Annotated in this window: 20 protein-coding genes and 2 pseudogenes; 12 read left to right on the forward strand and 10 right to left on the reverse strand. The window is 43.6% G+C overall.

Annotated features, from left to right (window positions below; translation table 11 throughout):
• Positions 1–48: 48 nt before the first annotated feature.
• Positions 49–255, forward strand: coding sequence for an AlpA family transcriptional regulator (locus AB4138_RS17275; protein WP_102326965.1), 207 nt, complete (start codon positions 49–51; stop codon positions 253–255).
• 290 nt (positions 256–545) lie between these two features.
• On the forward strand, positions 546–1334 hold the full coding sequence (locus AB4138_RS17280) for a hypothetical protein (protein ID WP_372306968.1): 789 nt from the start codon (positions 546–548) through the stop codon (positions 1332–1334).
• Positions 1335–1554: 220 nt separating this feature from the next.
• Here AB4138_RS17280 and AB4138_RS17285 read toward each other — a convergent pair whose 3' ends face one another.
• Complete coding sequence (locus tag AB4138_RS17285) at positions 1555–1791, reverse strand: helix-turn-helix domain-containing protein (RefSeq protein WP_372187501.1); 237 nt, start codon at positions 1789–1791, stop codon at positions 1555–1557.
• A 56-nt stretch (positions 1792–1847) separates the two neighbouring features.
• On the opposite strand from AB4138_RS17285, the gene AB4138_RS17290 reads away from it, so the two are divergent.
• Positions 1848–2315, forward strand: a complete 468-nt coding sequence (locus tag AB4138_RS17290) for a hypothetical protein (protein ID WP_372306971.1) — start codon at positions 1848–1850, stop codon at positions 2313–2315.
• Between the two features lie 344 nt (positions 2316–2659).
• Here the strand turns inward: AB4138_RS17290 and AB4138_RS17295 are convergent.
• A pseudogene (locus tag AB4138_RS17295) lies at positions 2660–3331 on the reverse strand (tryptophan--tRNA ligase); the annotation flags it as partial.
• Positions 3332–3338: 7 nt separating this feature from the next.
• Between AB4138_RS17295 and AB4138_RS17300 the strand changes: the two are divergent.
• The 5 genes and pseudogenes from AB4138_RS17300 to AB4138_RS17320 all read left to right on the forward strand — a co-directional run.
• Positions 3339–3498: pseudogene (locus AB4138_RS17300) on the forward strand (IS5/IS1182 family transposase); the annotation flags it as partial.
• 193 nt (positions 3499–3691) lie between these two features.
• Positions 3692–4048 carry a hypothetical protein gene (locus AB4138_RS17305; RefSeq protein WP_372306973.1) on the forward strand — a complete coding sequence of 119 codons (357 nt, stop codon included), beginning with the start codon at positions 3692–3694 and terminating at the stop codon, positions 4046–4048.
• Between the two features lie 85 nt (positions 4049–4133).
• Positions 4134–4376 carry a hypothetical protein gene (locus tag AB4138_RS17310; RefSeq protein WP_372306976.1) on the forward strand — a complete coding sequence of 81 codons (243 nt, stop codon included), beginning with the start codon at positions 4134–4136 and terminating at the stop codon, positions 4374–4376.
• 1045 nt (positions 4377–5421) lie between these two features.
• Positions 5422–5670, forward strand: a complete 249-nt coding sequence (gene hipB / locus AB4138_RS17315) for a type II toxin-antitoxin system antitoxin HipB (RefSeq protein ID WP_171732553.1) — start codon at positions 5422–5424, stop codon at positions 5668–5670.
• Positions 5670–6986, forward strand: a complete 1317-nt coding sequence (locus AB4138_RS17320) for a type II toxin-antitoxin system HipA family toxin (RefSeq protein WP_048658807.1) — start codon at positions 5670–5672, stop codon at positions 6984–6986. Before hipB ends, AB4138_RS17320 begins: the two co-directional genes overlap by 1 nt.
• A 124-nt stretch (positions 6987–7110) precedes the next feature.
• Here the strand turns inward: AB4138_RS17320 and AB4138_RS17325 are convergent, their stop codons facing one another.
• From AB4138_RS17325 to AB4138_RS17340, 4 genes are all read right to left on the reverse strand, one after another.
• The gene (locus AB4138_RS17325; protein WP_372306980.1) at positions 7111–8991 is read right to left on the reverse strand and encodes an ATP-dependent zinc protease; all 1881 of its coding nucleotides are present in this window, start codon (positions 8989–8991) and stop codon (positions 7111–7113) included.
• Positions 8992–9296: 305 nt separating this feature from the next.
• Positions 9297–10106, reverse strand: coding sequence for a M15 family metallopeptidase (locus tag AB4138_RS17330; protein WP_136979526.1), 810 nt, complete (start codon positions 10104–10106; stop codon positions 9297–9299).
• 81 nt (positions 10107–10187) lie between these two features.
• On the reverse strand, positions 10188–10916 hold the full coding sequence (locus AB4138_RS17335; RefSeq protein ID WP_372306984.1) for a DUF429 domain-containing protein: 729 nt from the start codon (positions 10914–10916) through the stop codon (positions 10188–10190).
• Positions 10917–10974: 58 nt separating this feature from the next.
• Entirely contained in the window at positions 10975–12687 is a 1713-nt protein-coding gene (locus AB4138_RS17340) for a class I SAM-dependent methyltransferase (RefSeq protein WP_372306987.1), read from the reverse strand.
• A 270-nt stretch (positions 12688–12957) separates the two neighbouring features.
• Between AB4138_RS17340 and AB4138_RS17345 the strand changes: the two genes are divergently transcribed.
• From AB4138_RS17345 to AB4138_RS17360, 4 genes are all read left to right on the forward strand, one after another.
• The gene (locus AB4138_RS17345; protein ID WP_136974081.1) at positions 12958–13896 is read left to right on the forward strand and encodes a hypothetical protein; all 939 of its coding nucleotides are present in this window, start codon (positions 12958–12960) and stop codon (positions 13894–13896) included.
• Positions 13897–14092: 196 nt separating this feature from the next.
• Entirely contained in the window at positions 14093–14860 is a 768-nt protein-coding gene (locus tag AB4138_RS17350) for a 1-acylglycerol-3-phosphate O-acyltransferase (RefSeq protein ID WP_065584647.1), read from the forward strand.
• Positions 14861–15007: 147 nt separating this feature from the next.
• Positions 15008–16378 carry an MBL fold metallo-hydrolase gene (locus tag AB4138_RS17355; RefSeq protein ID WP_372306990.1) on the forward strand — a complete coding sequence of 457 codons (1371 nt, stop codon included), beginning with the start codon at positions 15008–15010 and terminating at the stop codon, positions 16376–16378.
• Between the two features lie 471 nt (positions 16379–16849).
• A complete protein-coding gene (locus AB4138_RS17360; RefSeq protein WP_048669206.1) occupies positions 16850–18397 on the forward strand; it encodes a sodium:alanine symporter family protein in 1548 nt (515 codons plus the stop codon).
• A 145-nt stretch (positions 18398–18542) separates the two neighbouring features.
• On the opposite strand, the gene AB4138_RS17365 is transcribed toward AB4138_RS17360, so the two are convergent.
• The 4 genes from AB4138_RS17365 to guaA form a co-directional block, all read right to left on the reverse strand.
• Entirely contained in the window at positions 18543–19136 is a 594-nt protein-coding gene (locus AB4138_RS17365; RefSeq protein WP_010440610.1) for an acetate uptake transporter, read from the reverse strand.
• A 531-nt stretch (positions 19137–19667) separates the two neighbouring features.
• Entirely contained in the window at positions 19668–21218 is a 1551-nt protein-coding gene (locus tag AB4138_RS17370) for a Na+/H+ antiporter NhaC family protein (protein ID WP_372306992.1), read from the reverse strand.
• A gap of 274 nt (positions 21219–21492) precedes the next feature.
• Positions 21493–23190, reverse strand: a complete 1698-nt coding sequence (locus AB4138_RS17375) for a glycoside hydrolase family 19 protein (RefSeq protein ID WP_372306995.1) — start codon at positions 23188–23190, stop codon at positions 21493–21495.
• 324 nt (positions 23191–23514) lie between these two features.
• Positions 23515–25068 (reverse strand): glutamine-hydrolyzing GMP synthase, encoded by a 1554-nt coding sequence (guaA, locus tag AB4138_RS17380; protein WP_017059729.1) that lies wholly within the window; start codon positions 25066–25068, stop codon positions 23515–23517.
• Between the last annotated feature and the right edge of the window lie 80 nt (positions 25069–25148).

The raw sequence follows: 25148 nt of genomic DNA on the forward strand, positions 1-25148 counted from the left end.
AATACCTTATGATCTTTAATGGTGTCTCTTAATCAATGGAGACACCACATGTCAAATGCAGATCGCTTTACCCCGCTATCAATTCTCAGACTTCCAGAAGTAATCCGTTTAACGGGGCTCTCACGCCCAACGATCTATCGACGCATAAATGCGGGAACTTTTCCCAAACAAATTATGCTCGGTGAACGTGCAGTAGGCTGGCGAGCATATGAAATAAACCAGTGGTTAGAATCCCTCGTATCGAAAGGAGAATAGCCAGTGAAAGCCCTACTTTCTGACAATAAATTCGCCAGTGTGCTTAACCAGTGCTACCTACTTAGAATTGAACCACCAACAATCTATCCCAGACAGTACCGAGGGGAAAAGATACTAGAGGCACTAAAACTAGCAGTAGCCACCCGCTCACCCGAAGATATTCAGAACGCCCAAAAGCTATTTGAAAAATAAAGGACAAAGCCCCTGCAATGGGGCTCTATTGGCTGATTATGCTCACCACCAAATGTTTAAGCCAATTGCTCCACGTATCCCAGAGCACAATCAAACGAATGAGCAAAGATGGATCTCTACCCAAGCCAACCAAGGCTAAACAAGGGCAGAACGTTTGGAGCATTGAAGCACTGCGCAAGCATTCAAGCGTATTAGCAGAGATCACCTGCCACCTACCCAACAACAAAGCCACTCAACGGAAGCTAGCGAAATCCAAGCCTAGCCAAACCATACAAACCACATTCAAAAGCCCTGTATCAGGTAAGTATTTACCGATACTCACAAGCGGCTTAGACGGCAGCCCTAGAGCTTGTTTTACTAGTGAGCTTAAAAGGCTTAGTAATACGTTTGAGCCACTACTAGAGAGCTTTAGGCTACCAGTAGGCATTATGCTCACCATAAGATCAAAGACAGTTAAAGAGCACCGACTCAAAACCATGAGCGAGGTTATCAAGCCGATTAACCGCCAGCTTCAAAGCATAAAAATCACACCGTGCATCTGGCGAGGGTGTGAAGAAGTCACCGCCAACGGCAAGCACTACCACATTACGATCATGTTTGACGCCAGCCCATGGGCTCACAAAGAAAGTGGCTCGATAAAGAGAAAGATCCGAAACGCACTCAAGCGATTACCGTTTAAGGCATGGTTTGGGGAGAACGATATAGAACGCCTAGAGCGGATTCGTCTAGTTAAGTGCTGGGGTGATTACTGTGATTTTTTCGAGCATACCAGCTACCAAGCGAAAGTTGCGACCAAGCCAAAGCGAGATAAACAAAGCTTGTTATCAAAACGTAAAATTGCTTTCAGTGGTTCTAGGTTAAATAAATCAGCATCAGAGAATAAATGAGACTCTGAGAGCTCTTGCTGAAAGCTATGGTCGATTTGAGCTTGCTTAGCTCCCAGTTAAATGGGTAGGTTTAATATGTTTCCGTATAGTCATCCCATTGAGAGATTCAGGTGTCACAAGGGTTAGAACTCAATTCTCTAGTTCAAAAACTATTCGCTCAAAGTCTCATTCCTATATCCCTCTTTTATATCTTAACTGGAGCCTAAATGGGGGGCATAAATTACTTGTTAAGAATCAGATCTAATCCAGAATGTGGGGAGATAGTTAACGCTTCACAGTAGGATAAATACTCAATTATATCTAATCGCCTTTCTCCTTGTTCAATCTTGCCAATGAATGAATGAGGGCAGCCTAGCCTTGCAGCAAGCTCTCTCATTGATAGTTTCTGTTTTAGCCTTTCATCTTTTAACCAATGAATTAGCTTTTGATAATCAGCAGAGTGAATTGTTTTTTTCATTGTTCCGATATTAGGAACAAACTACAATGTACCCAAATTAGGTACGGGAGTTTACAATGAGAAAATTATTATTTTTGACAGCTGTAATAGTGCTCACGGGGTGCGCTGGTGGAGCTTTTGATGAGAACGCAAAGAAACAGGAACTAAAAAATAAGTTCGAGGAGTATGGAGCATGCTTAAGTCTGTACCATTTTACTAGATTATCTGTAATGAAAAATATGGGTGGAGATTACAAACAAATCACGAAAGGTCGAACACCAAGTGACAATAGTTGGGCGACTGGCTTCTATAAGGATGGGGACATTATAATAGAGTATAGAGGGGACTCACTAAAGGTAGCAGCTGAACCAAACGCAAAAGCAATCTCCTCAGCAGGATTGATAGCGGCAATGATTGACGATAAAGGGGTCATATATGTAGGCACAGTCTCAACAAGTGAGATTATCTGTACTAGTCGAAAGCCATCTGGATTTCTCAAGCCAGAAACAATTAAAACGATGTCAAAAAAACAAATGAGCTTTTAACTTGACTAGCAAGCTATTATTGAACCACAACAAAGGCTAGACAAGTAGCTTGCTAGCCTTTGTTTAATATCATGTACTCATAGAATATATAGGGAAAGCCATTACAAGCTATGTCATAGCGCACTAATGATTGCTTTCATGAAGCACCTTTCTTCACTTTAGAATCTTCTATCTAAAACGTCTCTGCCCCTTTCTACCTTAGTGCGATTACTCAGCAACGGATCTCACTGCTGAGTTTGCGATACTTGTAGTTATGAGAGCATGCGGAACAGCGCTGCTCAGAAACTCCCAAAACCTTTCAAAACACGCTGATTTCCTACAGTGGCGGGAATTGCATAAACTATTCAGAGAATATTCAGTCCAAATATATCTTTGACATCAAAAAGTACCTTTTCAGTTTTCTCCCTAGATACTTGGCTTCCTTTCGCCAAGATATCAACGAGTTGGGCTTTATCATTTAGATATTCCGCTCTTCTTTCTCTTATAGGGCGAAGCATGTCCTGCAAACACTCCTCCAGTATTTTTTTTGTAGTTCCATCACCAAGACCGCCACGTTGATAATGCTCTTTCAATTGGCCGACATAGTTCTTATCTGAGTGAAATGCATCGAGATACGTAAAAACAACGTTTCCTTCAACACAACCTGAATCCTCAATCTTCAAGTGATTCGGGTCGGTATACATTGATTTTACAGCAACGCTGATCTCCTTCTCTGATGAGCCAAGGTTGATAGCATTTCCCATCGTTTTGGACATCTTGTTTTTCCCGTCCGTACTAGGAAGCCGTGAGGCTTTACTTAAGAGGGGACGGCATTCATTAAGAACCGTTTTTCCCGCGAGTGAGTTAACTTTCCTCACAATTTCATTAGTTTGTTCAAGCATAGGTAACTGATCATCCCCAACAGGAACGAGAGTGGCATTGAAAGCCGAAATATCTGCTGCCTGAGAAATAGGGTATGTCAAAAACCCAGCAGGAATTGAACGCTCAAAACCTTTATTTTGAATCTCGCTTTTCACCGGGGAATACAACAGACACTCACTCTCAGAAACGGCAATGTATCGAGTTAAACAGTTGCTAGGGGGATAATTAAGCTTAAGAAATTAAAAGGCCATAGGTTGGTGAAACTTACGCGTTGAACAAGCTTTTTGGGTTAGGAATACCTGAAATTTGTCGTATTGTCTAAAAAGCATACGGAATGGAGCTCTATCTCTAAATTTAATTACGCAACAAAGCCGAGGTTTGTCAGTATTTATGTAGGTTATTGATGGATAAAAGTTATTTACTATGCCGCCTGTAAATGACAAAATTAACACTTCAATGTTACACAAAGTAAACAATCGCATTACTTTTATTAATTGATAAATTGGAGATATAGAATGAAAAAGCCGCTTACGGCCTTTATAGCTGTATTAGCTCTTGGCGTGACAGGTTGTGAATCGACTGCCGTTAGCTCGATAACGAACTCACTCTCATACACAACAGGTGTAGAAATTACTGAGCAACAACTGAGCAAATACACGCCAAATACCACAAAGGATGAAATAATTTCTGAGTTTGGTTATCCAAGCAAAAAGGAAATGTTTGGAACAGTAGAAGTATGGCGTTATCACTATGTGTTTATCCCACCACTCCCTGGTCAAAAAAATATCAATGAAGATACGGTTTTTGAGTGGAATAATAACTCAAAACTAATTAAGAGCTATAAAACTGCCAGCTTAGAATCAATTTTATAACTACGCCGAACACCAAATTCAAAACCATCAATCTTAACGTTGATGGTTTTAGCAGCGGTATAATTAGATAGATAGGAAGATTTTTATGAGTACATTTGGATGGTTTTGGTTGATACTTGGAACTATAACAGGACTAGGATTTGGTTATTGGGCTACTGAAGAAATTGGTGGTTTGCTAAAAAGGATTTACATGTCAGGAAACACAGACCAAATATGGTTAAATGACTTATACCTTTACTGCCTTCGTAATGGTTTTTTTGCAATGCTGTTTACAGGGCTACCTTTTTATGGGACAGGTATTTATCTTGCCGTAAAAGCGGAGCGATAAAATGCTCAGTTAAAGCTCTTATCCAACTGGCTTGTCGCTATGCAACAAGCCAGCTGAAAGGGCTACCACTGCGACCATAAAGTAGGACGATGGCTCAGCATGCCCTCTCTAAGCTTGTTGAGCACAAACTTAGCATTGTGTAGTGGATGAGTAAATTTGACTCTAGGCTAAAGGTTTTGTGATACCGAAGATAATCCATTAAATACTAATTTAGGTAAGGCGCTGACTCGGTTTTGTCCAATTACCTTTCAGCACAACTTTTTAGACATTGCGCAATTTCAAGATCACAAAAACACTTAGTATTCCAAATGGTATTCCAAATGGTATTCCAAATGGTATTCCAAATGGTATTCCAAAATAAAAACAATAAAAGCTTAATCAATATAAATCATTAAGTTAAAGATTAAATTCAACTTACGCCAGCCCACCAAACGTTTGGAAAGGGCGGTAACTCACTGAGTTATCGCCCTTTTTGTATTTATAATCATTAATTATGCTATTAGTACTAAAAGCAGATACTAAACGCGCCACCTTGCACTTTCGCTTTCAACACACCTTCAAAAGCCGTAAATAAATCAAACGTAGCCTCCACACATCCAACTTGGATGATGCTAATACCTTGCGTTACCATTATTTATTTCTTAATCACCTGTGTTTTCACTCACAGGGTGATGCACAGTGTAAGTGCTTTTGATTGCCATAACTTTAGTTTAGAACCATCTCGTTGCGCTTCAAAGTCAGTATTTCTAATTATCTCTTGTGTGGCATATTTGATCTACTTACGTGTAACTATCACCTCACCTTACCCGCATGGATAATCGCCAATCGCAAAAGAACTTAGCGACAAGTCTAACAAAGGCTGGCATCCACCTTCTTGCAATACCTCTTTAAGCTAAAGGCTTTGATAATCCTACTTTATCCTCTACAAGGTATATAACTTGCAATATCCCCTACAAGGTATAAAGTTACATATATCCCTTTGTTGGGATAGCACGACCAATATCCTCTAATGGGGATAAAACATCATAGTAAGGAGTGACAACTTGTGATTTATAGCCCACAACAATTAGCCAATACTTTACTGCTAATACGCCAAAAGAATAGGTGGACTCAGTCTGAGCTGGCAAAAAAAGTAGGGATAAAACAAGCAACCATTTCGAACTTTGAAAATAGACCAGAAAAGGCAACTATTTCAACAATGTTCAAGCTTATCCAAGCATTAGAGCTCACCCTTAAAATCGAACCCAAAGATGCAAAAAATAGTCAAAGCACTGTTGATGAGGAAGATTGGTAATGCAACAACTTAATGCCTACATGAATGGTGAGTTGGTCGGTACTCTCACAAAGCAAAACAATGGCTCTCACGAATTTAAATATAATGAGTCTTGGCTCAGTAACGACAAATCTCGCCCATTATCTTTATCCCTTAAACTACAAATACCTACGATAACTTCTGATGCCGTTATCAACTACTTTGACAACCTGCTACCAGACAATATTGCTATACGTAATAGGATTGTTGCACGCTATCAAACGGCTTCAAATCAACCTTTTGATCTTCTGAAAGAAATTGGCAAAGACAGCGTTGGTGCCATTGCTCTGCTCCCTCCAAGTCAACCCTATATCGAGAACAAACTGTCATACGAACTTCTTGACGAATCTCGGCTTGAAAAAATCTTAGCAGCCCATCATTCCAATATTCCATTAGGTATGATTAAGGAAGAAGATGATTTCCGAATATCGGTTGCTGGCGCTCAAGAAAAAACAGCATTGCTAAGGTTGAACGGAGATTGGTGTTTGCCTAAAGGGAATACACCTACAAGCCATATCATTAAGCTACCTATTGGTGAGATTAAGCAGCCCACATCTATTCTAGATCTGACTGAAAGTGTCGAGAATGAGTTCATCTGTATTGAGTTAGCTAGAGAGTTGGGGTTTGATGTTCCGACCGTCGAGATCATCACAACCCATAATTATAAAGCCATTGCTGTTGAGCGTTTTGATAGACGTTGGATTAAGGATCGTACACACCTACTGCGCCTTCCTCAGGAAGATATCTGTCAAGCCAAAGGAATCCCTTCATCGATAAAATACGAAAGTGATGGAGGCCCCGGAATCGCCGATATTATGAAGCTACTTGAAGGCTCATCCAATGCACTGGAAGACAGATATAACTTCATGAAGTTTCAAGTTTTCCAATGGGCTATAGGCGCTATTGATGGGCATGCAAAGAACTATTCAATATTTATTGAAAAGCAAGGTAGTTATCGCTTAACACCATTTTATGACATTTTGTCTGCTTACCCTATCACGGGGAAAAAAGGACTAAACATAAGAAAATTAAAGTTAGCAATGGGATTAAAAGCAAGTCGTGGTAAGAAGTACCAAATAAGCAAGATCTACTCTCGCCACTTTCTTGATACAGCCCATTCAGTTGGCTTTAATTCTGATAGCATGCAAAGCATATTGGATGACATGCAAACTGAATTACCCAAAGCAATTGAGCGCCTCGCCGCACGCTTGCCTGAAGGTTTCCCAAAACACATAACCGAAGCTATCTTTGATAACTCTATTGCCATGCTTAACAAATTGAATTTGAGCAAGAACTAGATCATTCCCCTCTAGAGAAGATAGAACTTGATGTACTTTATAGAGCTCTCAACAAACAGCCACACATCCCAATACTGAAATGTGTGGCTGTTTGGAACGGTTCTATTACAAACTTAGTTAGGGGTTACTCCACATCACCTAACAAGTAATCTTCATCGCTACTCACTACTGCGCCGTGCTTTAAGAAGTTTTTACCTAGAATCATGCTGTATTCAAAGCGAGAGCGATCTTGAAGGTTTACCCTCACCTCTTTCTCTAAGTCACCCAACTTAACCTTCATTTCTACCACTGGGCGAATGTTCACCTTCTCGCCTTTCTTAGCTTTAATGCGCATTACATCAATCACTGGCTTGGTGAAATCTTGCTTATCGCCTTGGTTGTTTTGATAAGTAAAGCTCACCATGTCTTGGCCATCTTTCTTAAATCGTTTGATGTTGACTGCGTTCATTGAGCTTACATCCGCGCCAGTGTCGAGCTTGGCCGGGAACTTCATGCCGTTCACTTCTACTACTTCAATATGCCCAACTTTAAACAGTGGTTCGGCTTTCAGAAGGTAATCAGAACGCGTATTAACGTAAACGCCCTCTTTTGCCATCTTCTTGCCTAAAATAAAGTACGCTTCTTTCTCATTTGTATTGAGCACGTCGATGGCGAACTCTTGCGTACGCACTTTTCCAGACACCGCAAACTCACCACTTACAACAGGGCGAGTATCATCCCCGACTTTAAGCTTCTTAATAATTGGCTTGGTCACCTTCTGCTTCTCACCATTTACATCCGTAAGATAAAATTCAACGGAAGCATCTTTGCCTTTACCTGTCATTTCAAAACTGTCGACCTTCAGCAAAGGTGTATTGACAGTGAAAGAAGCCACAGCCTTAAGCGGGAAGTCATCTAGGGTGATGTCCTCTTCCGGCGAGATAATCATAGGCTCACCAGACTCAGCCACATCACTAAAGTTCTCTGAACCTTCTAATAAAATATTCTCAGCACTGGTGTCAATCATGAAGAGTTCGCTGGCGGTGTTGGTTCCAAATCTCAACTGCGACTCACTACTCGAGCGCTCACTTAGGTACACCAGAACGTCTTTAGTCGTGTTTTCATCGAGTTGAACAGGCACATACACCAAAGGTCTCTTCTTACCGCTCACGCTTAACATACGAACCAACGGCAATGTCATCTCTTTTTGCTTGCCGTCGTTGTCGAACATATCAAACGTCACTTCACTGTTCTTCTTATCTATATCGATGTCTTTTGCATGAAGAATGCTGTAGCGATTTTTTAATGAGAAGGTCGCGTTCATCGCCATTCCAGAGATAGACACCACCTCTTTTCGGCCAACAACGGTCGCGTTCTCTTGCTCTTGTAAATAGTCATAACCTGCAAACACCAGCGCGTTATCCGCAAGGAAGGTTTTACCAATCAGCACTGGCGCAGAGAAGTGGCTTCTGTCGGTCAGGTTAACGTCGGTTTTTAGCTCTTGGTCTGCAATGGTGAGCGACATTTTTACGGTAGGGCGAAGCAAAGGCGTGCTGCTGGTGCGGCTGCGTATCATGCTGACACGCTCTAAAGGCGCTTCGATTAATACCATGTCTCCCGTCCGCGGGTTTTGAACCTTAAAAGACACCACAGCCTCATATTTCGCAAAGGTACTGCCATCCCAATCATCGTAATCAACATCGGAATTGTTCAACAGGTCTTCGGTTAACGCCGCCATCAACTCTTGGTCTTTGAGATTTTGGTAATCGGGATTAGAGCTCTTCACATGAATGTCTTCAGCATGCATAGAAGTGGTTTCCGCACCGGTATCAATTTTACCAATGAAAGGAACGTCTTTTAGCCCTTGAACGCTAGATAGGTACACGTTCTCAGTGCGACCTAATACCGACTTACCATCGAGTTCGTAAGTGGGATTTTGAGTGGTAGGTGAAGTGTCAGTAGCCAAAGTGTATTGTGAAAAAAGTAGAGTGCTTAAAAGAGTTAGAGCCAAAGGTATCTTTTTCATTAGTTGGTCCGTTGTGATCAGTTCACTAATAATACTGGCGTTTGCGCGAAGAATTCCCCCACCAGCAATGGTTCTCACATAACGTTAACGCTATGAGTTTTTAAATGACAAACCGATGACTTTGCGCTGCATTCGCTTATCGATTATTGACTAATGGATACCCAATAACCTTTTCAATGCTCGGTGTTCTATTGAAGAAATGAATACAAAAAAGGCCAACGACGAGCGCTGACCTTAGCTATTCAAAACACACCTGAAGCGAGTTTAACTTGCTAAAACACAAACGGTTCTAGATAAACATAGCACTAAAAAGTCCCGACTGTTTTCTTTGCACAGATAGCGCGAGCTTTTTCTGCGTCCTCACCTTTATTTTTGAGATAGCACTGTCGATAAGATTTGACGTAGCGCTCAAATAACACCTCGGCTTCAGGTTGTGGTTTAGAGAGCAGTTGGTTAACGAACTTTCTTGATCCAACCTCAAAATGCTGAGTATCGATTGGGCTATTCCAATCCCCTCCCCAGATCATAAATCCGTGATGGGCAAACAGCTCCACCACATCTTCAGCCATGCCGCGGCGTTCAATTTCATCACGAGCACGAAAACGAGTACGGTTCACATAACGAGTCGCAGATTGTGAAGGCTTTACCGTGATTCTTCCGTTGCTATCAAACTCTAAGAAAGGGTTTTGAACTGGGTTGATGTCGATTGCCACACCATAGGCATGTTTCGACCAACCTCCTCCGCCTGTAATAGGACGAGCGTTAAAGGCGCTGCTGTTGTTCGCATCCATTGAGGCGCTATCATCACCTCTGAATTCACGCATTAGGCGAGCGGAATGAAGAGGAAAATTGCGCTGTTTGAGCTCTGAAAAGATTTGTTCAACAGCAGGCGCAATAACATCAAGCACGATCATATTGCCCTGTTGCGTTTCCCCTTTGAAACTAATGAAATCGAAATCCACTTTGGATAGTCGCTCACAACCAACGGGCGCACCACTACTCAAGACATTGTTCTTTTTCATCATGTCGCATTGCCATTGAGATATAGGAGCGACTTGGGCATAACTCACTGCACTGAGCACAGTGGCCAGCAAGCCGACAATAAAACGTTTCATATCAAAGACTCAAAAATAGTAAGAGTGAAAAGTAGCAGAGTTGGAAAATAACATATTAAGCCAAGTTGAGCGCCCGCTTTGTTAGCGCGTTTTATCCCAATAGACAATCTCTCGAATTCGTCCATTCTGGTCGACATCCGCTTCTCCACCAACATCAGAAGGCTCAGGTAAGGTCGATAATTGCGGAGCGTAATAGGCAACCAACATAAGTACGAACGCATCGTAAATATCGTCTATCGCGACGTCTTTACGTTTAGTGTTTGAAATGGCCAACGACAAGCCGTCACACCATTGAGGGGCGAGTTGCTGAATAATAGAAAGCCGTTCTTCTTTGCCTTCTGGCATTCGTTTTGAAAACGTCAGCGGCTCGCCTTTCAAAGCTGCAAACACCACTTCAGGATGTGATTCCCTGATAGAAAGATTGGGATGAGTTTCAATGAGCTCATCAAGCTCGCGAATCTTGGGCACAATTCCCCAAGTCTGTTTAGAAAACTTCTTATCAAGCTGCTCCACATTGGCACTGCACGCCGCAATGTAATCGGTTTGGTAAACCGCCTCACGACACGGAACCGGAAACACCGAAGAACCACGTTTGCTGGTTAGAAAACGCCTTGCTGCTTTGTCACACAAGCGATCTGGAGTTTTTGCATCACTAAAACCAATAGGCATATCGATAAGCGCCGTTGAACCGATAAGATCACTCGCTAGCTCATCGAGGGTGTTTACCACTTTAAACGCAGGTATCTCATTGTCAGAGACAATCCAAGCGATCCAACCCGACTTGCAGCCATCAATTCCGATGTATTTCATTATGTTCTCGATGATTAGTTTGTTGAGGGTTATTTGGGATAACTAGCCCACTTAATGATCAGTGCCACTCACTAATCAGCAGTCTGCTTTTTACACCACGTACCTGCAAGCCCATTGCATCGAACACCTCTTCAAAGTCTCGACACTGCGCAGGGATGTTAGGTAACGAAAGCGCGGCTTCTGAAAAGAATTGTTGTTCAAAATGAGCCGAATCGTTCCAAGCGAGTTGCCACCACTCTAGAATCCTCGACTTAGACGAGCGCAGCTTTTCAGCCGTAGGAACTTTATCACTTTTACTTAAGTTCTCTTTGCTTGTAGTAGGAAAGAGGTTCCACTTATCGTTGTTTGGCCAGTAAGCGAAAGGCAAACAGTGATCAACGTGATACTCATTTTTTAATGATTTTCCACTCCACACGCTGACAATGTCGGCACGATCAGATCTAAGTTGCTCGACACGTTTACGCACATCGCGAGTATCATGGTTTTGATCGATCCATACCAAGCAGTCGTGATAAGTCTGTAGTGAAATGCTTCGCTGTCGGTTCAACTCGAAACGCTGCATCTCCATGACCCATTGATTCACCACCAGCGGTTCAATCCACGAGTGGTAGATTCTAAAGCACTCCCACAGGCTTTCATCGAGAGTAAAATAACCAAAACTTTCTAAGAACTCACTATCAATGACCAGTGATTCTCGGCTCTTCCGTCGTTTGTGAGGTGGGTATATATCGAATAGTCGGTTGTCTTTCGAGCCTTGATAAATGAAAGTCACAGGTCCTGATTTAATGGTGCTGATCGTTTGTGAAAATAGCTTTTGTAGAGCCTTGGCTTCATCGCCGAGAAACATAGCGCCTATCGCTAGATCATCAGCACTTAAGTGTTTGAGTTTATTCCAACCATCCTCTCTTACAAACCCAAGTCCCTTCGTTGTGTTGCTATTTTGCTGAATCCCAGCGCCTTCTATGTCGATATCAATCAGTCGCTTAAACTGCCTAACCCAATACAGAGCAACCAAGCCCACTGGTAGAGAAATTTTCCCATCAGTTCGATCAATCACAGCGCCTGAATGCGCATCAGCAATTCTCAGTAGAGTTCTCAACAAAGCCAACTTGTATGTGGCCGACTTGTTGTCATTCACAATAATGTGGCGCACCTTGTTCAAGTCACCGGAGCCATCGTCTGGTAGTGTCATCACCACGGTTTGCCACCACACCTCACTGCGGTTCAATGTATCTTGGCTATCATCAACATGACGAACCAACAAGGCGCTGTTTTTTGATAAACGCTCGAGCTCTTCAACCGAGACTTCATAGCCTTGTCGACTGTCTTGAAACTCCCCATGACGCAGAGTGATCACCAACTTGCCATTTGGAGCTAGCAAGTTAGACAACTTTCTAAATGCGCGCTCTCGATGAGACGGAGCGAGATGCATCCAAACCGCACTGACCAATATCAAGTCAAAACGCATTCCGAGGTTTTCAGTGCGGCTAAGCGAGGGAAGTGAATCATCAATCCAGGTAACACTTGGGCCTGTATATTTCGAGCCTTGTTCGCGTAATGAAGCACTTGGTTCTATCGCAATAACATCAGATCCGGCCTTGTGCATCCATAGCGCATCACGACCGCATCCAGCACCGACATCGAGTACTTTATCGCCCACTAAAGGCCAATAAGCTTGCCAGTTTTTATGCACCGTCTCGAAGGTCACTGAGTTGTACTGCTGGCAAAGTGTGTGAGCATTTTTATCGTAAAAAGGAATCGATGAGGACATATGCGCTATTGGAGTAAGGAGTCTATCTCAATAGTAATGGGGAGCTTAGGCGATTGCTAGCAGCTCATGTAAGTTCAGCCACACCAATCAGCATTTATCGTTAGTGACTGTTTTATATCAATATCCACCTAATGAGTTCATCAGGCTAGTCACACCTCGAATTGATCTCGTCAGAAAAACAAAAACAAACAAGGTGCAAGCTGACGTGCGAACAGAGATAATTGTTTGAAGATGATTAACTCGCCTCAAGCACCTAGCCGATAAAGACTAATGAACACATACTCACACATAGACACCCCGTTCAACCTGCGCCACACCTGTTGGTTTTGTGGTGAACCTTCCAGTAACCTTGTTGAATTCCCTAAGACAGCGCAGGCTGTTGCCAAGATAGGCCATTCACCGATAGCACTGCCGGCTTGTAATGAGTGTGCGAGAATTAACTATTCAAAGAATCTAACCTCAATTTGGTCAGTGCGCGATCAGATAAAACACACTCTGATAGACAAGTACGCTAAGCACCTTGGCATCGGCGAGAACTGGACGGAGCAAGAGCTTATTGATTCTGATTTCTCGGGTTCGACGCTCGGTGGGTTTGGGCGCAGCGCTTGGAAGATGTATCAAATCGCCAAACAACGCGTCGATTATAAAGGCTGGCCTTTGTCGGTTGATGACATCCCACTTGAGGTATACGACGAAACCAGTGGCTTTGAGTTTGACGGTACTCGTTATGCCTCAATCAATTCATGTATCGACTATTTCACCAAGGCAGCAGGCGTAGACAAAGAGCTGTTGTCGCAGCTTGTCGACATCGTTTCATCAGAAAGGTTTAGCTACGCACTGCGAATCACCAAGCTGAACAAGAATGTCTCTAATACCAAGCGCTCGGAGATCGTCGAAGAGGTACTACAACAAGAGTCTGAACAAGAAGAGATACTGCTTGAGCAAGCTAATTCAATGTTTAACCCAAACGTCGAAGAGGTGAATATTTCAGGCTCAATAGCGCCTGTATTTGCCATTCAGTGGGCGCTGGCTAACAAGGTTAAAGATTTAGCCCACCTTTGTGCTCTCGAAGATGAGTATTTTGACTATTTCGAGCACCTCGGCGGCCCTGCAGCTTTCATGTCCTATAACGGCCTACAACTCTATTTAGAGTCGCGTCAAGATCCTGAATGGGTAGAAGAGTTGGATCCAAATAAACAGTATTGGTGAACATGCCTCGCTACTGGTGAACACGTGTAAGCTCGATAATCGTGTCAAACACCCATTGTTAGTCATTGTTTTATATAAAGATCTAAAAACAGAACCCTATAACAGTTAATTGTTGCAATTCGGTTAAATAGAGTGAAAACTTCAAGCATCTAAAACTATTTAATCACTGCCATCTGCGGTGAGTAAGGAGTGAATTGTGCTTGCTGTTCTTCGTATTATTTTGGCTACGGTGTTTATTATTTTCACCACTCTATGTGCTTTTGTTTACTGCTTGTTTAGCCCCAAGAACCCCAAGCATGTGTACGTTTTCTGTCGTTGGTTCAACCAACTCCAAAAGATCATCGGTGTAAAACTGGTGCAACGCGGCCTAGACAATGCCCCGACACCAGAAAACAGCGTCTACATCTCTAACCACCAAAGCATATTGGATTTTGTGACCGATCCAGGAATGCTAAGACCACGCACCGTTTCATTGGGCAAGCGCGATTTGTTGTACGTGCCTTTCTTTGGCCTGCTGTATTGGATCACCGGTAACATCATGATTAACCGCGAAGATAAGTCCAAAGCACGCGATACCATCAAGCAAGTGGCGGAAGCGATTCATCAGAGAGATCTGTCTGTTTGGGTTTACCCGGAAGGAACCCGTAGTAAAGGGCGTGGACTATTGCCATTCAAAACGGGCGCTTTCCGAATGGCAATCGAAGCTGGTGTGCCTATCACCCCGATGTGTACCAGCACCACGCACAATAAGATCGACTTTAATCGTGCCAATAATGGCATTGTGATCACCGAGATGTTGGAACCTATCGATGTATCCGGATACAAGCTTAGCGATGCGAGAGAGTTGGCCAATCGCTGTCACGCACTCATGGCAGAGAAAATAGCAGAGCTTGATGCCGAAGTGGCTCGTTTAGAGGCGCAGCAAAAAACAGAGTTGGATTCAGATCGTTCTTCTACGAACTAACTCGCAACGAAACCACTGAGTCATCGCTCAGTTACTTAAAAAGACACTCAACGATCGCAACTCTCATTGTTCTTGTTTTACTTGCTGGCGCTTATCCGCAAAATAAAAACAGGCGTTAACGGCTTTATAGAGCAATGGGAGTAAACGATGGAAGTGATTCACCATGGCGGCAAACATACTGTCACAGGATCTTGTCACGAGCTAAGAGATTCAGGCCAAGCGGTGCTCATCGATTGTGGCCTTTTTCAAGGTTTAGATCTTCAAGGTAAAAAGCTTCAAGGAGAAGATGCACGCCCTCTTGATATTGAATTTGAAACATCCCACCTCAACGCTCTGCTGCTGACCCATACTCACATTGATCATATTGGCCGATTACCTTGGTTACTCGCCAGTGGGTTTAACCAACCGATTTATTGCACGCAAGCCACCGCTGAACTTGCCCCTTTAATGATTGAGGATGGCTTAAAGCTGCAAGGACTCAGCAATAAACAGTCGAAGCTGATACTCAAAAAGATTCATTCGTTAATTGCTCCCAAGCCTTACGGGGAATGGTTTCCAATCACGTCTAAACAGCAAAACAACGGAAAGGATCATGATAGGCCAAATACTCTGTATGCTCGCTTTCAACCTGCGGGGCACATCTTAGGTTCTGCCTATATCGAGATTAAGTTACCCAACCAAGAGGTGGTAGTCTTCTCTGGCGATTTAGGCCCAAGTAACACACCACTACTGCCAGATCCTAAGCCACCACGACAAGCCGATTACCTATTTATCGAATCAACTTACGGCACCAGTAAACATGACGATATTGCAACGAGATCGGAGCGCTTGAAGGCGATCATTGATCGTTCGCTGCTTGATGGTGGCGTTATTTTAATTCCGGCTTTTAGCATCGGCAGAACACAAGAACTGCTGTTTGATATCGAAAATCTGATCTTTGAGCATCAACTCAGCGGCGATATTCCTATTATTCTCGACTCACCTATGGCAGATAAAGTAACGCGATCCTACCGACGCTTTAAAGAGTTGTGGGGACAAGAAGCAAAGCAGCGCCTTGAACTGAAACGTCACCCACTCGCTTTTGAGCAATGCATTACTGTTGATGGGCATAGAATGCACAAGAAAATCGTTAACCGCCTCAAGTCGACAGGTGAACCCGCAATTGTGGTCGCAGCTTCTGGAATGTGTCAGGGCGGCAGGATAATGAACTACTTATCCACCTTACTTCCCGATAAACGAACCGATGTGATTTTAGCAGGCTATCAAGCTCACGGAACGCTCGGGCGAGAGCTACAACAAGGAGAAAAACAGGTTTCCATCGATAACCAACACGTTGAGGTGAAGGCTCAGATCCATAGTATGTCTGGCTACTCTGCTCATGCTGATAAAGATGATCTCAATCGATTTATAGAAGAAATAACCGTGCCACCCAAAGAGGTACATTTGATTCACGGAGATCCAAACACTCAGTCTGAGTTCGCTCAAGCTTTGGTTGGAAAAGGATTTAAAGTCGTTTAAAACAGGCGATTGATTCACGATTTCTGATTGCGGTAATCCTTACGGAAAGTTCTAAAAATCACTACTGACATTTTAAATAATACCTCCCCTTAAACCTGCCTAATTTCACTATATCGGTGATATATTCTTGCGTCTTTACCGTCGTAATGTGTTAACAGTCATTAGTACTGAACAACGTTTCCTCTCATTTTTCTTCTATTTTCCCTTCTGACACATATTGTGAGTTTCGAAAATTTGTATTAATCACTATTTATTCACTTTACAAACCGACACTAAAAACAACTAATTGCATATCAATTTTAATGGAACGATTATCAAATTAGCACTAAGCGTTAACAACCTCCCCCCTGTAACATGCTTTATGTCACAGTAATCCTAATAGGCAGTTAAATAATTTAACACTCGGGTTACAAGTGAAGTATTGTGTTGTTCGAAAAACAATCATAAGCAAAACTAACAGGGAAAATACTCATGCAGTCATTCGTTGATTTTTTGAATGGAATAATCTGGAGCCCAGTACTTATCTACCTATGTTTAGGTGCAGGTTTGTTCTACTCCATCATGACTCGATTTGTTCAAATCCGTCACTTCTTTGAAATGTGGCGCTTGCTACTATCGGGTAAAAGCTCATCAAAAGGCATCTCGTCTTTCCAAGCTCTAGCCGTTTCGCTATCTGGCCGTGTAGGTACAGGTAACATTGCTGGTGTTGCTGCCGCTATCGGTTTCGGTGGCCCAGGTGCAGTATTCTGGATGTGGGTTGTAGCCTTCTTTGGCGCCGCGACTGCTTATGCAGAATCTACGCTAGCGCAAATCTACAAAGAAGAAGACGAAGGCCAGTTCCGTGGTGGTCCGGCTTACTACATTGAAAAAGCAATGGGTCAGAAGTGGTACGCATGGATCTTCGCAATCGCGACTATTTTTGCATGTGGTATTTTGCTTCCAGGTGTTCAGTCAAACAGTATTGGTAATGCTGTAGAAGCTGCATTTGGTTCAGGTGACATGATTGAAACAGCTGTCGGTACATTCAGTTTCGCTAAAATTTTCACCGGTACTGTTGTTGCTATCATCCTTGCTTTCATCATCTTTGGTGGTGTTAAACGTATTGCGAACTTCACACAGATCGTTGTTCCTTTCATGGCATTGGCTTACATCATCATCGCGTTCGTTATCATTCTGCTAAACATCAGCCAAGTGCCAACTGTTTTCGCAATGATTGTTGGTGATGCATTCACACCTATGGCAGGCTTCGGTGCTGCAATTGGTTGGGGTGTTAAGCGTGGTGTTTACTCAAACGAAGCAGGTCAAGGTACTGGTCCTCACGCGGCAGCGGCTGCAAGTGTTGATCACCCAGCTCAGCAAGGTTTAGTACAAGCGTTCTCTATCTACATCGATACACTTCTAGTATGTTCAGCTACAGCGTTCATGATCATCATCACTGGTGCTTACAACGTTCACGGCGGTGCTGAGGGTGTATTCCTTGTTCAGAACCTAGCAGCAAACGTTGGTGCGAATGGTCCTGTATTTACACAGCTTGCTATTGAAAGTGCACTACCAGGCATTGGTAAGCCATTCATCGCATTTGCTCTGTTCTTCTTCGCATTTACAACGATTCTTGCTTACTACTACATTGCAGAAACGAATATTGCTTACCTACGTCGTACCATCAAGATCCCTGGCATGATGTTCGTACTTAAGCTTGTTCTTATCACTGCCGTTTTCTATGGCACAGTTAAAACAGCGAACCTTGCATGGGCAATGGGTGATGTTGGTGTTGGCTTGATGGCATGGTTAAACATCGTTGGTATTCTGATCATCTTCTTCATGTCTAAGCCTGCGCTTAAAGCTCTAGCTGACTACGAAGAACAGCAGAAACAAGGCGTAACTGAGTACACATTCAACCCTGTAAAACTAGGCATTAAAGGTGCAACTTACTGGGAAGAGAAGTACAAGCGTAAAACAGGCAAGTCTCCAGAAGCAGAAGCTGCAGACACTAAACCTGTAGAGCAACCTTCAGCTTAAGCTTTCCTTAGCAAATAGATCGCTTTAACAAATAGTGCTATTAATAACGCATAAAAAAGGGGTTAGCTATTTCGGCTAACCCCTTTTGTTTTATTCATAACCAATAAATGGCTTATAACAAACTAACTGTTCCCGAGTTAGAGTATTAAGCAGCGATTTCTTGTGTTGCCATTTGAGGCGCTTTCTTCTCACCGATAGGCAGTACTGTGCGGCCGTATTCGTTGTTGATTACTTGTGCCATTGCAAAGTAGATAGCTGAAGCGCCACAGAAGATACCTTCAAAACCAGCGATAGTGCCGATTAGTTCGCTGCCAGTGAAATCACGAGCTGCAAGTAGGAAGAACAAGATAGTTAGTGAACCGAATACTACTTGCTTCGCCACTGGGTAGCATAGAGAGCCGATGAACATGAAGCCTGTGAAGATGCCCCATAGTAGTAGGTACCAACCCATGAATGCTGCAGGGCTTGCAGGTAGGCCCATGTAAGGCATCACGATTAAACCAACCAAAGACAACCAGAATAGGCCGTAAGAAGTAAACGCAGTTGTACCGAACGTGTCACCACGTTTGAAACACATTGTGCCCACGATAACTTGGCTCAAACCACCGTAAAAAATACCCATAGCAAGAATCATTGAATCGATTGGAAAGAAACCTGCGTTGTGGATATTAAGAAGAATAGTGGTCATACCGAAACCCATTAAGCCTAGTGGCGCTGGGTTAGCTAGTTTGGTCGACATTGCGAATTTACCTTATTAAAGTGGTTGATTAAAAAAAAGCGATAAAAATTATCAGAAAATTTTAATCTATAAACCGTACAACTAGGTAATCCAGTTATCGAAAACTAAGATTGTGTAAATGATCTTATGGAAAATAGGTTTCATAATGAATCTATTCAATTCACCGAAACTATCAATAAACAGGTTCCCTATCACGTTCGTTCCTCACTGTAAGGAATGACGAGTGAGGTAAGTGTTGAGGCCATGAGACAAAGCCTGGTGCTACGTCACTCTAGAATCGAGGGACGGGATATCTGGAATCTACTCTTCGATATGAGCACTTGCGGCACACAAGAGCCCTCTGTCACGTTCGTTACTTACTGTGGGGAATGACGAGTTTTTTTTAGGTACGATAAACGAGATGGGGATGCGAAAAGAGTCTTTAGATTTGAGTAAGCGCCCCCTTAATAGCAAACGTAGGCAACAGATGGCGAGCTTTTCGTTACTCGTTTACTCGCATCCCGTATCTACTCACTCACCTGTTATCTTAAATTATGCTTGTTGAGCTTTAGACTCAGACACTTGAGATTGAACGTCTGAAGAAGCGTTTTTACTCGCATCGCGCTTGGCTAACAACGTCACGACAATCAACTGAGCAACAAGAGCACCTAACACAACCAATGCACTTCCCGTAAAGCCTGCGACTACAAAACTAATCAGAGCAATAGAGCCGTTCATCAATGCGTAAGGAAGCTGCGTCTTAAAGTGTTCAAACTGATCACACCCTGCCCCGGTTGAAGAAAGAATCGTGGTTTCAGAAATCGGTGAGCAATGGTCACCAAACAAGCCACCAGACAACACAGCGCCAATTGCGACGAGAAGGGGAGCATCTATCGCAATCGCGGTTGGAATAACCAATGGCATCATTATCGCGAAGGTTCCCCACGACGATCCCGTTGCGAATGAAATGATAGCCGATAATAAAAACGCGACCGCAGGTACTAACCAATATGGAAAGCCGCTCTGTGCTTGCTCAGCAATATAAGCTGCCGCACCCAACTCTTTACCAACGGTGCTTAATGCCCAAGCCAATACCAAGATGATCGCGACTGGCATCATGTTTCCCATGCCTTTTAAGTACACAGAAACACCATCAGACAACTTTCTTACACCGTAGTAAGCCATTAACGAAATTAATGTAATCGCCGCAAAGAAATAAGCCGATGATAACGCCGCTCTAAATGATGAACCTGCGACCTTTTGGAACGGGAAACCTTGTGGTACCAGCATGGCACACAACACCACCAGCATCACTAACAATGGTGCCCAGACAAAAGATGCCTTTGCATTTTTATGCGAGAACGGATTTAGTGATTCGTTATTCACGCCAGAGTTAATTCCCGCCTGGCAATCACGCTCAGCTTTTGCCATTGGCCCAAAATCTAAACCTTTAACGGACACGAGCGGAACGATGAAAATCGCGAGGAATGCGTAGAACTGAAAAGGAATCGCACCGATGAACGCATCCCAATCAGACATATTGACATTCAACGCCGTAAACTCTTTCTGAATCAGGCTCATGATATACACGCCCCACCCGATAAAAGGGATAAGGATCGCGACGGGTGATGATGTAGAGTCGATGATGAATGCCAACTTCTGTCTAGAAAGTTTCAGTTTATCGAAAAGAGGGCGAAAGACAGGACCAACAATCAACGGAGTACCTAAGTCAGAGAAAAATATCACGATTCCTCCAAACCACGCAGACAATTGAGCTTGGCACTTGTTGCTTACCCACTCCGTCACTCGCTTAGCAAACGCAACACCACCACCCGACTTTTCCATCAAAGCGACAAAACCACCGATGAACACCAACAGCATAATCACGCCAGCGTTGTAGCTATCTGTAAGCTGAGGGACTAGGTAACCTTTAACCATGGTACCAAACGTATCAAGCGGGTTAAGTTCGCTAAACATGCCAGTCAGCATTGCAACACCACTCAGCACACCAGCAAAAAGGCCTATCACCACATTCCTTGTCGCCAATGACAACACCAAAGTAATCACAATGGGGATGAGTGACGTGATATCTGTCTGTTCCATAGGTACACCTTAACCCTAAAATAAAAGAATAAATATAAATTAAATTTGAATATAAATTCACAAACATCATTTGTACAGAACTTTATCCTCTAACTGGATAATTAGTCTTTAAATGCGCTTCAACATAGCCAAATAGACCAATCACCCTGCTTAAATAGCCAAGTTCGAAACGGAAAAAAGCCGAAAGTAGAAACTTTCGGCTTTTGATTATTTATATCGCTATGGTCGTACTACTGAGCTCGTAACTTAGGCCACCTCTTCAGTATTCAGACTATCAATTACAGCTGATTTCATCCCAGAACCAATTCGATTGAACTGGGCTTTCCCAAACACCTGGGCCGTTTTTAGCCACGAAGCACTTGCCGTTATGCGTCACTTTGTCGCCATTACTCACTTGGCTAACGCCCGCTTGCCACGTGATAAACACAGATGGGTCAACAACGACAGGTGACTCGGTAACTGGCGGTTCAACTGGTGTTGGGTCTACCGGAGCAGGATCAACAGGCGATGGATCTGTCACTACCGGTGGTGCTGGCTCTCCAGCAATCAATTTCCAAGGGCCGCCATTGGTAGGGTCATCCCCTTGTGTCCACCATTTCGCTTCATAGGTTGCACCGTTGTGAGTCACTTGGTCACCCGCGTTGTAAACCTTGGTCGCACTCCAACCATTACCACCCGGATCAGTACCAGGATCTACCGGATCCAGCTTATCGACCACTTTCACTTCAGGCCAACTCGCATGAGAACCATAAAAGTTGGTCACACACTTCTCGTAATCGCCAGCCACCAGTGCGGAATAAGCAGTTTGAAAGCCCACTAGCTCACACTCAAATGAATACCCTTCTGGGCGGTCTGCGTAGTATTTCCAGTTACCATCCCAGTTGGTGTACAACACATCCGTTGCTCCGTTGAGATTCAAGCTTCCGTAAGGCGTTTGCTGCCAACATGTATTGGCTTCATCGGCTTCTACAGGAATCTGATAGTGCGCGGCTAACCCTTCCCAGTAACGAATACGGTTAACGGGTTGGCCTTTGTCTTTGTTCTGCTCGCCACATTCAATACCACCATTGATCACGTTGATTGTGGTACCAAAGCCATAGCCAATACCCGCATCCAATTCACGTTGAGATGGTGTCCATGTTCGGTCAATTACATGCAGCATTGCCGGTTTAGGCGCTTGTGGTGTTAAAAAGAACCAGATAGCAGACGCTAAGTTCAACCAAGAATCCGCCACTAAGCCCGGATTGTTGAGAAGCACCGTCGCATCGCCATCGAACATCACTTCAGAGAACGCGCCGTAATTAAAATGGTAAGAAAGCTGTTTAGCACCACGTCCGAAGTAACCCTGCCCCGCAGCACATGGCCAACGGGCATTCTGCCAATCATTCTGACCACAACCTGTGGTGTAACCTTCTTGGCCTTCAGACCAACCCATTTCGCGAACATGCACCAGCGCTTGCTGCCACTCTTCTAGAGCTAATGGATTATCAGAGGTGTTGCCTATCGCGATGTGCCCACCCGTCTCTTGTGAAAAGTGAGCAAAGGCCGTGATGATGGATTTCTTACAGATGGCATCGGAGTCACGGCCATCGGTGTACTCTCCACAGAACGCTGGGAATTTACCGATCGCACGTAAGAAGCGAGTGTAGGTGTATTCTGGCGCTGCCATCTGAGTGAGGAAGTCCCATTCAGATTGAGGGAACACGCGCTCTACACGCTTTATGTTTTCAGGATTCGAGGGGGAACCGGGTTCAATCGCTTCAACGATTGTATTCGGGCGAGTTTGAAGGGCCTGTGACCAGATCGCATACATAGGATCGGATGTTTTCGCTTGTTCAGCAGCTTGTAGAGCCGACTTTTCAACAAGGTAACCATTCGGGTTTTGCGGATCAGGTTGAATGTTCAAAGACGCATGACTTTGCGCTGCTAATGTGCAGCCCAGTACTGTCGCCAAATATTTGATTTTTAACATGATGGATTCTCTTATCTGTCCTTAATAAGTCCATCAAAGAGTATGCTTCACATGTGGAATGGCCTAGCTGTAGCTGTGTGAATTTATAAAAAGTGCGAGTGATCTTTTTGATACATGGCTCAGCACAACAAAGCGTCTCATGGTTTCTTGAGCTGATATCTAGTTTCCAACTCATTTGGTTTCTAGTTATTGTTCATTTGATTTCGAGGTATTGCTCATAAGCCTTTAATGTAATGAATCAATATAATCAATCGAAAAGAAAAAAGCCCCGAACTGAGTTCGAGGCTTAAGATCTTAATCAAAGCTGGTTAAATCTCTAAGAGATTATTCCCACTCGATAGTTGCTGGTGGCTTACCAGAAATATCGTAAACAACACGTGAAATGCCGTTAACTTCGTTGATAATACGGTTAGAAACCTTACCTAGGAAGTCGTATGGTAGGTGTGCCCAGTGAGCAGTCATGAAGTCGATAGTTTCTACGGCACGTAGAGATACAACCCAATCGTACTTACGGCCATCGCCCATTACGCCAACTGAACGTACTGGTAGGAATACCGTGAATGCTTGAGATACTTTGTGGTAAAGGTCAGCAGCGTGAAGCTCTTCAATGAAAATAGCATCTGCGCGACGCAGTAGATCACAGTACTCTTTCTTGATTTCGCCAAGAACACGAACACCTAGACCAGGACCCGGGAATGGGTGGCGGTAAAGCATGTTGTATGGAAGACCAAGCTCAAGGCCGATCTTACGTACTTCATCTTTAAACAGCTCACGTAGAGGTTCAACAAGACCCATTTCCATATCATCAGGAAGGCCACCAACGTTGTGGTGAGATTTGATTACGTGTGCTTTACCTGTCTTAGATGCTGCAGACTCGATTACGTCTGGGTAGATAGTACCCTGAGCAAGCCATTTAGCATTAGATAGTTTCTTAGACTCTTCATCGAAGATATCTACGAATACGTGACCGATGATTTTACGCTTAGCTTCTGGTTCAGCTTCGCCTTCCAGAGCTTTAAGGAAACGATCTTCTGCATCGACTTTGATGATGTTTAGGCCGAACTGGTCACCAAACATATCCATAACTTGCTCAGCTTCGTTTAGACGAAGAAGGCCGTTATCAACAAATACACATGTTAGTTTGTCGCCGATAGCGCGGTGAGCAAGCATCGCAACTACAGATGAATCAACACCACCAGAAAGACCAAGGATAACTTCGTCGTCACCTACTTGTTCTTTAATACGTGCAACTGCATCTTCAATGATTGAAGCTGAAGTCCACAGACCTTCACAACCACATACGTTAAGAACGAAGTTCTCAAGCATTTTCAGGCCGTTTTTAGTGTGTGTTACTTCTGGGTGGAATTGAACACCGAAGTACTTCTTCTCTTCGTTTGCCATTGCAGCGTATGGGCAAGTGTCTGTTTCAGCGATCTTTGTGAAATCAGCTGGAATCTCAACTACTTTGTCGCCGTGGCTCATCCAAACATCTTGAGTAGACTCAAGGTCAGCGAAAAGTGCAGATTCGCCAGTCACTTGTACCGCTGCGTAGCCGAACTCGCGCTCAGTAGACGTTGCTACTTTACCGCCAAGTTGCTCAGCCATAGTTTGCATGCCGTAGCAGATACCGAATACAGGAACACCTGAATCAAATACGTACTGAGGTGCACGTGGAGAGTTCTCCTCCGTTACACTTTCAGGACCACCAGATAGGATGATGCCGTCTGGATTGAATTCACGAATATCCGCTTCTTCTACGTCCCAGCTCCAAAGTTCACAGTAAACACCGATCTCACGAATACGACGAGCTACTAGCTGTGTGTATTGAGAACCGAAGTCTAGAATTAGAATACGTTGGTCATGAATATTTTTAGTCATTGTAAGCAGTCTTATTGGCTATGTGATAAAACGGAGGTGAGTTTACTCACCTCTGATTAACTCTTCAAGAAATAAAGCAA

The organism is Vibrio sp. 10N.286.52.C3 (genome assembly GCF_041468865.1).
GTDB lineage: Bacteria > Pseudomonadota > Gammaproteobacteria > Enterobacterales > Vibrionaceae > Vibrio > Vibrio crassostreae_C.

Bases quoted from the DNA above. Each gene is read 5' to 3' on its own strand.
- AB4138_RS17285 (WP_372187501.1), bottom strand. From the start codon at position 1,791: ATGAAAAAAACAATTCACTCTGCTGATTATCAAAAGCTAATTCATTGG.
- AB4138_RS17280 (WP_372306968.1), top strand. From the start codon at position 546: ATGAGCAAAGATGGATCTCTACCCAAGCCAACCAAGGCTAAACAAGGG.
- AB4138_RS17355 (WP_372306990.1), top strand. From the start codon at position 15,008: ATGGAAGTGATTCACCATGGCGGCAAACATACTGTCACAGGATCTTGT.
- AB4138_RS17365 (WP_010440610.1), bottom strand. From the start codon at position 19,136: ATGTCGACCAAACTAGCTAACCCAGCGCCACTAGGCTTAATGGGTTTC.
- AB4138_RS17340 (WP_372306987.1), bottom strand. From the start codon at position 12,687: ATGTCCTCATCGATTCCTTTTTACGATAAAAATGCTCACACACTTTGC.
- AB4138_RS17330 (WP_136979526.1), bottom strand. From the start codon at position 10,106: ATGAAACGTTTTATTGTCGGCTTGCTGGCCACTGTGCTCAGTGCAGTG.
- AB4138_RS17375 (WP_372306995.1), bottom strand. From the start codon at position 23,190: ATGTTAAAAATCAAATATTTGGCGACAGTACTGGGCTGCACATTAGCA.
- AB4138_RS17305 (WP_372306973.1), top strand. From the start codon at position 3,692: ATGAAAAAGCCGCTTACGGCCTTTATAGCTGTATTAGCTCTTGGCGTG.
- AB4138_RS17335 (WP_372306984.1), bottom strand. From the start codon at position 10,916: ATGAAATACATCGGAATTGATGGCTGCAAGTCGGGTTGGATCGCTTGG.
- AB4138_RS17370 (WP_372306992.1), bottom strand. From the start codon at position 21,218: ATGGAACAGACAGATATCACGTCACTCATCCCCATTGTGATTACTTTG.
- AB4138_RS17310 (WP_372306976.1), top strand. From the start codon at position 4,134: ATGAGTACATTTGGATGGTTTTGGTTGATACTTGGAACTATAACAGGA.
- AB4138_RS17290 (WP_372306971.1), top strand. From the start codon at position 1,848: ATGAGAAAATTATTATTTTTGACAGCTGTAATAGTGCTCACGGGGTGC.
- AB4138_RS17275 (WP_102326965.1), top strand. From the start codon at position 49: ATGTCAAATGCAGATCGCTTTACCCCGCTATCAATTCTCAGACTTCCA.
- AB4138_RS17360 (WP_048669206.1), top strand. From the start codon at position 16,850: ATGCAGTCATTCGTTGATTTTTTGAATGGAATAATCTGGAGCCCAGTA.
- AB4138_RS17345 (WP_136974081.1), top strand. From the start codon at position 12,958: ATGAACACATACTCACACATAGACACCCCGTTCAACCTGCGCCACACC.
- AB4138_RS17325 (WP_372306980.1), bottom strand. From the start codon at position 8,991: ATGAAAAAGATACCTTTGGCTCTAACTCTTTTAAGCACTCTACTTTTT.
- guaA (WP_017059729.1), bottom strand. From the start codon at position 25,068: ATGACTAAAAATATTCATGACCAACGTATTCTAATTCTAGACTTCGGT.
- AB4138_RS17320 (WP_048658807.1), top strand. From the start codon at position 5,670: ATGCAACAACTTAATGCCTACATGAATGGTGAGTTGGTCGGTACTCTC.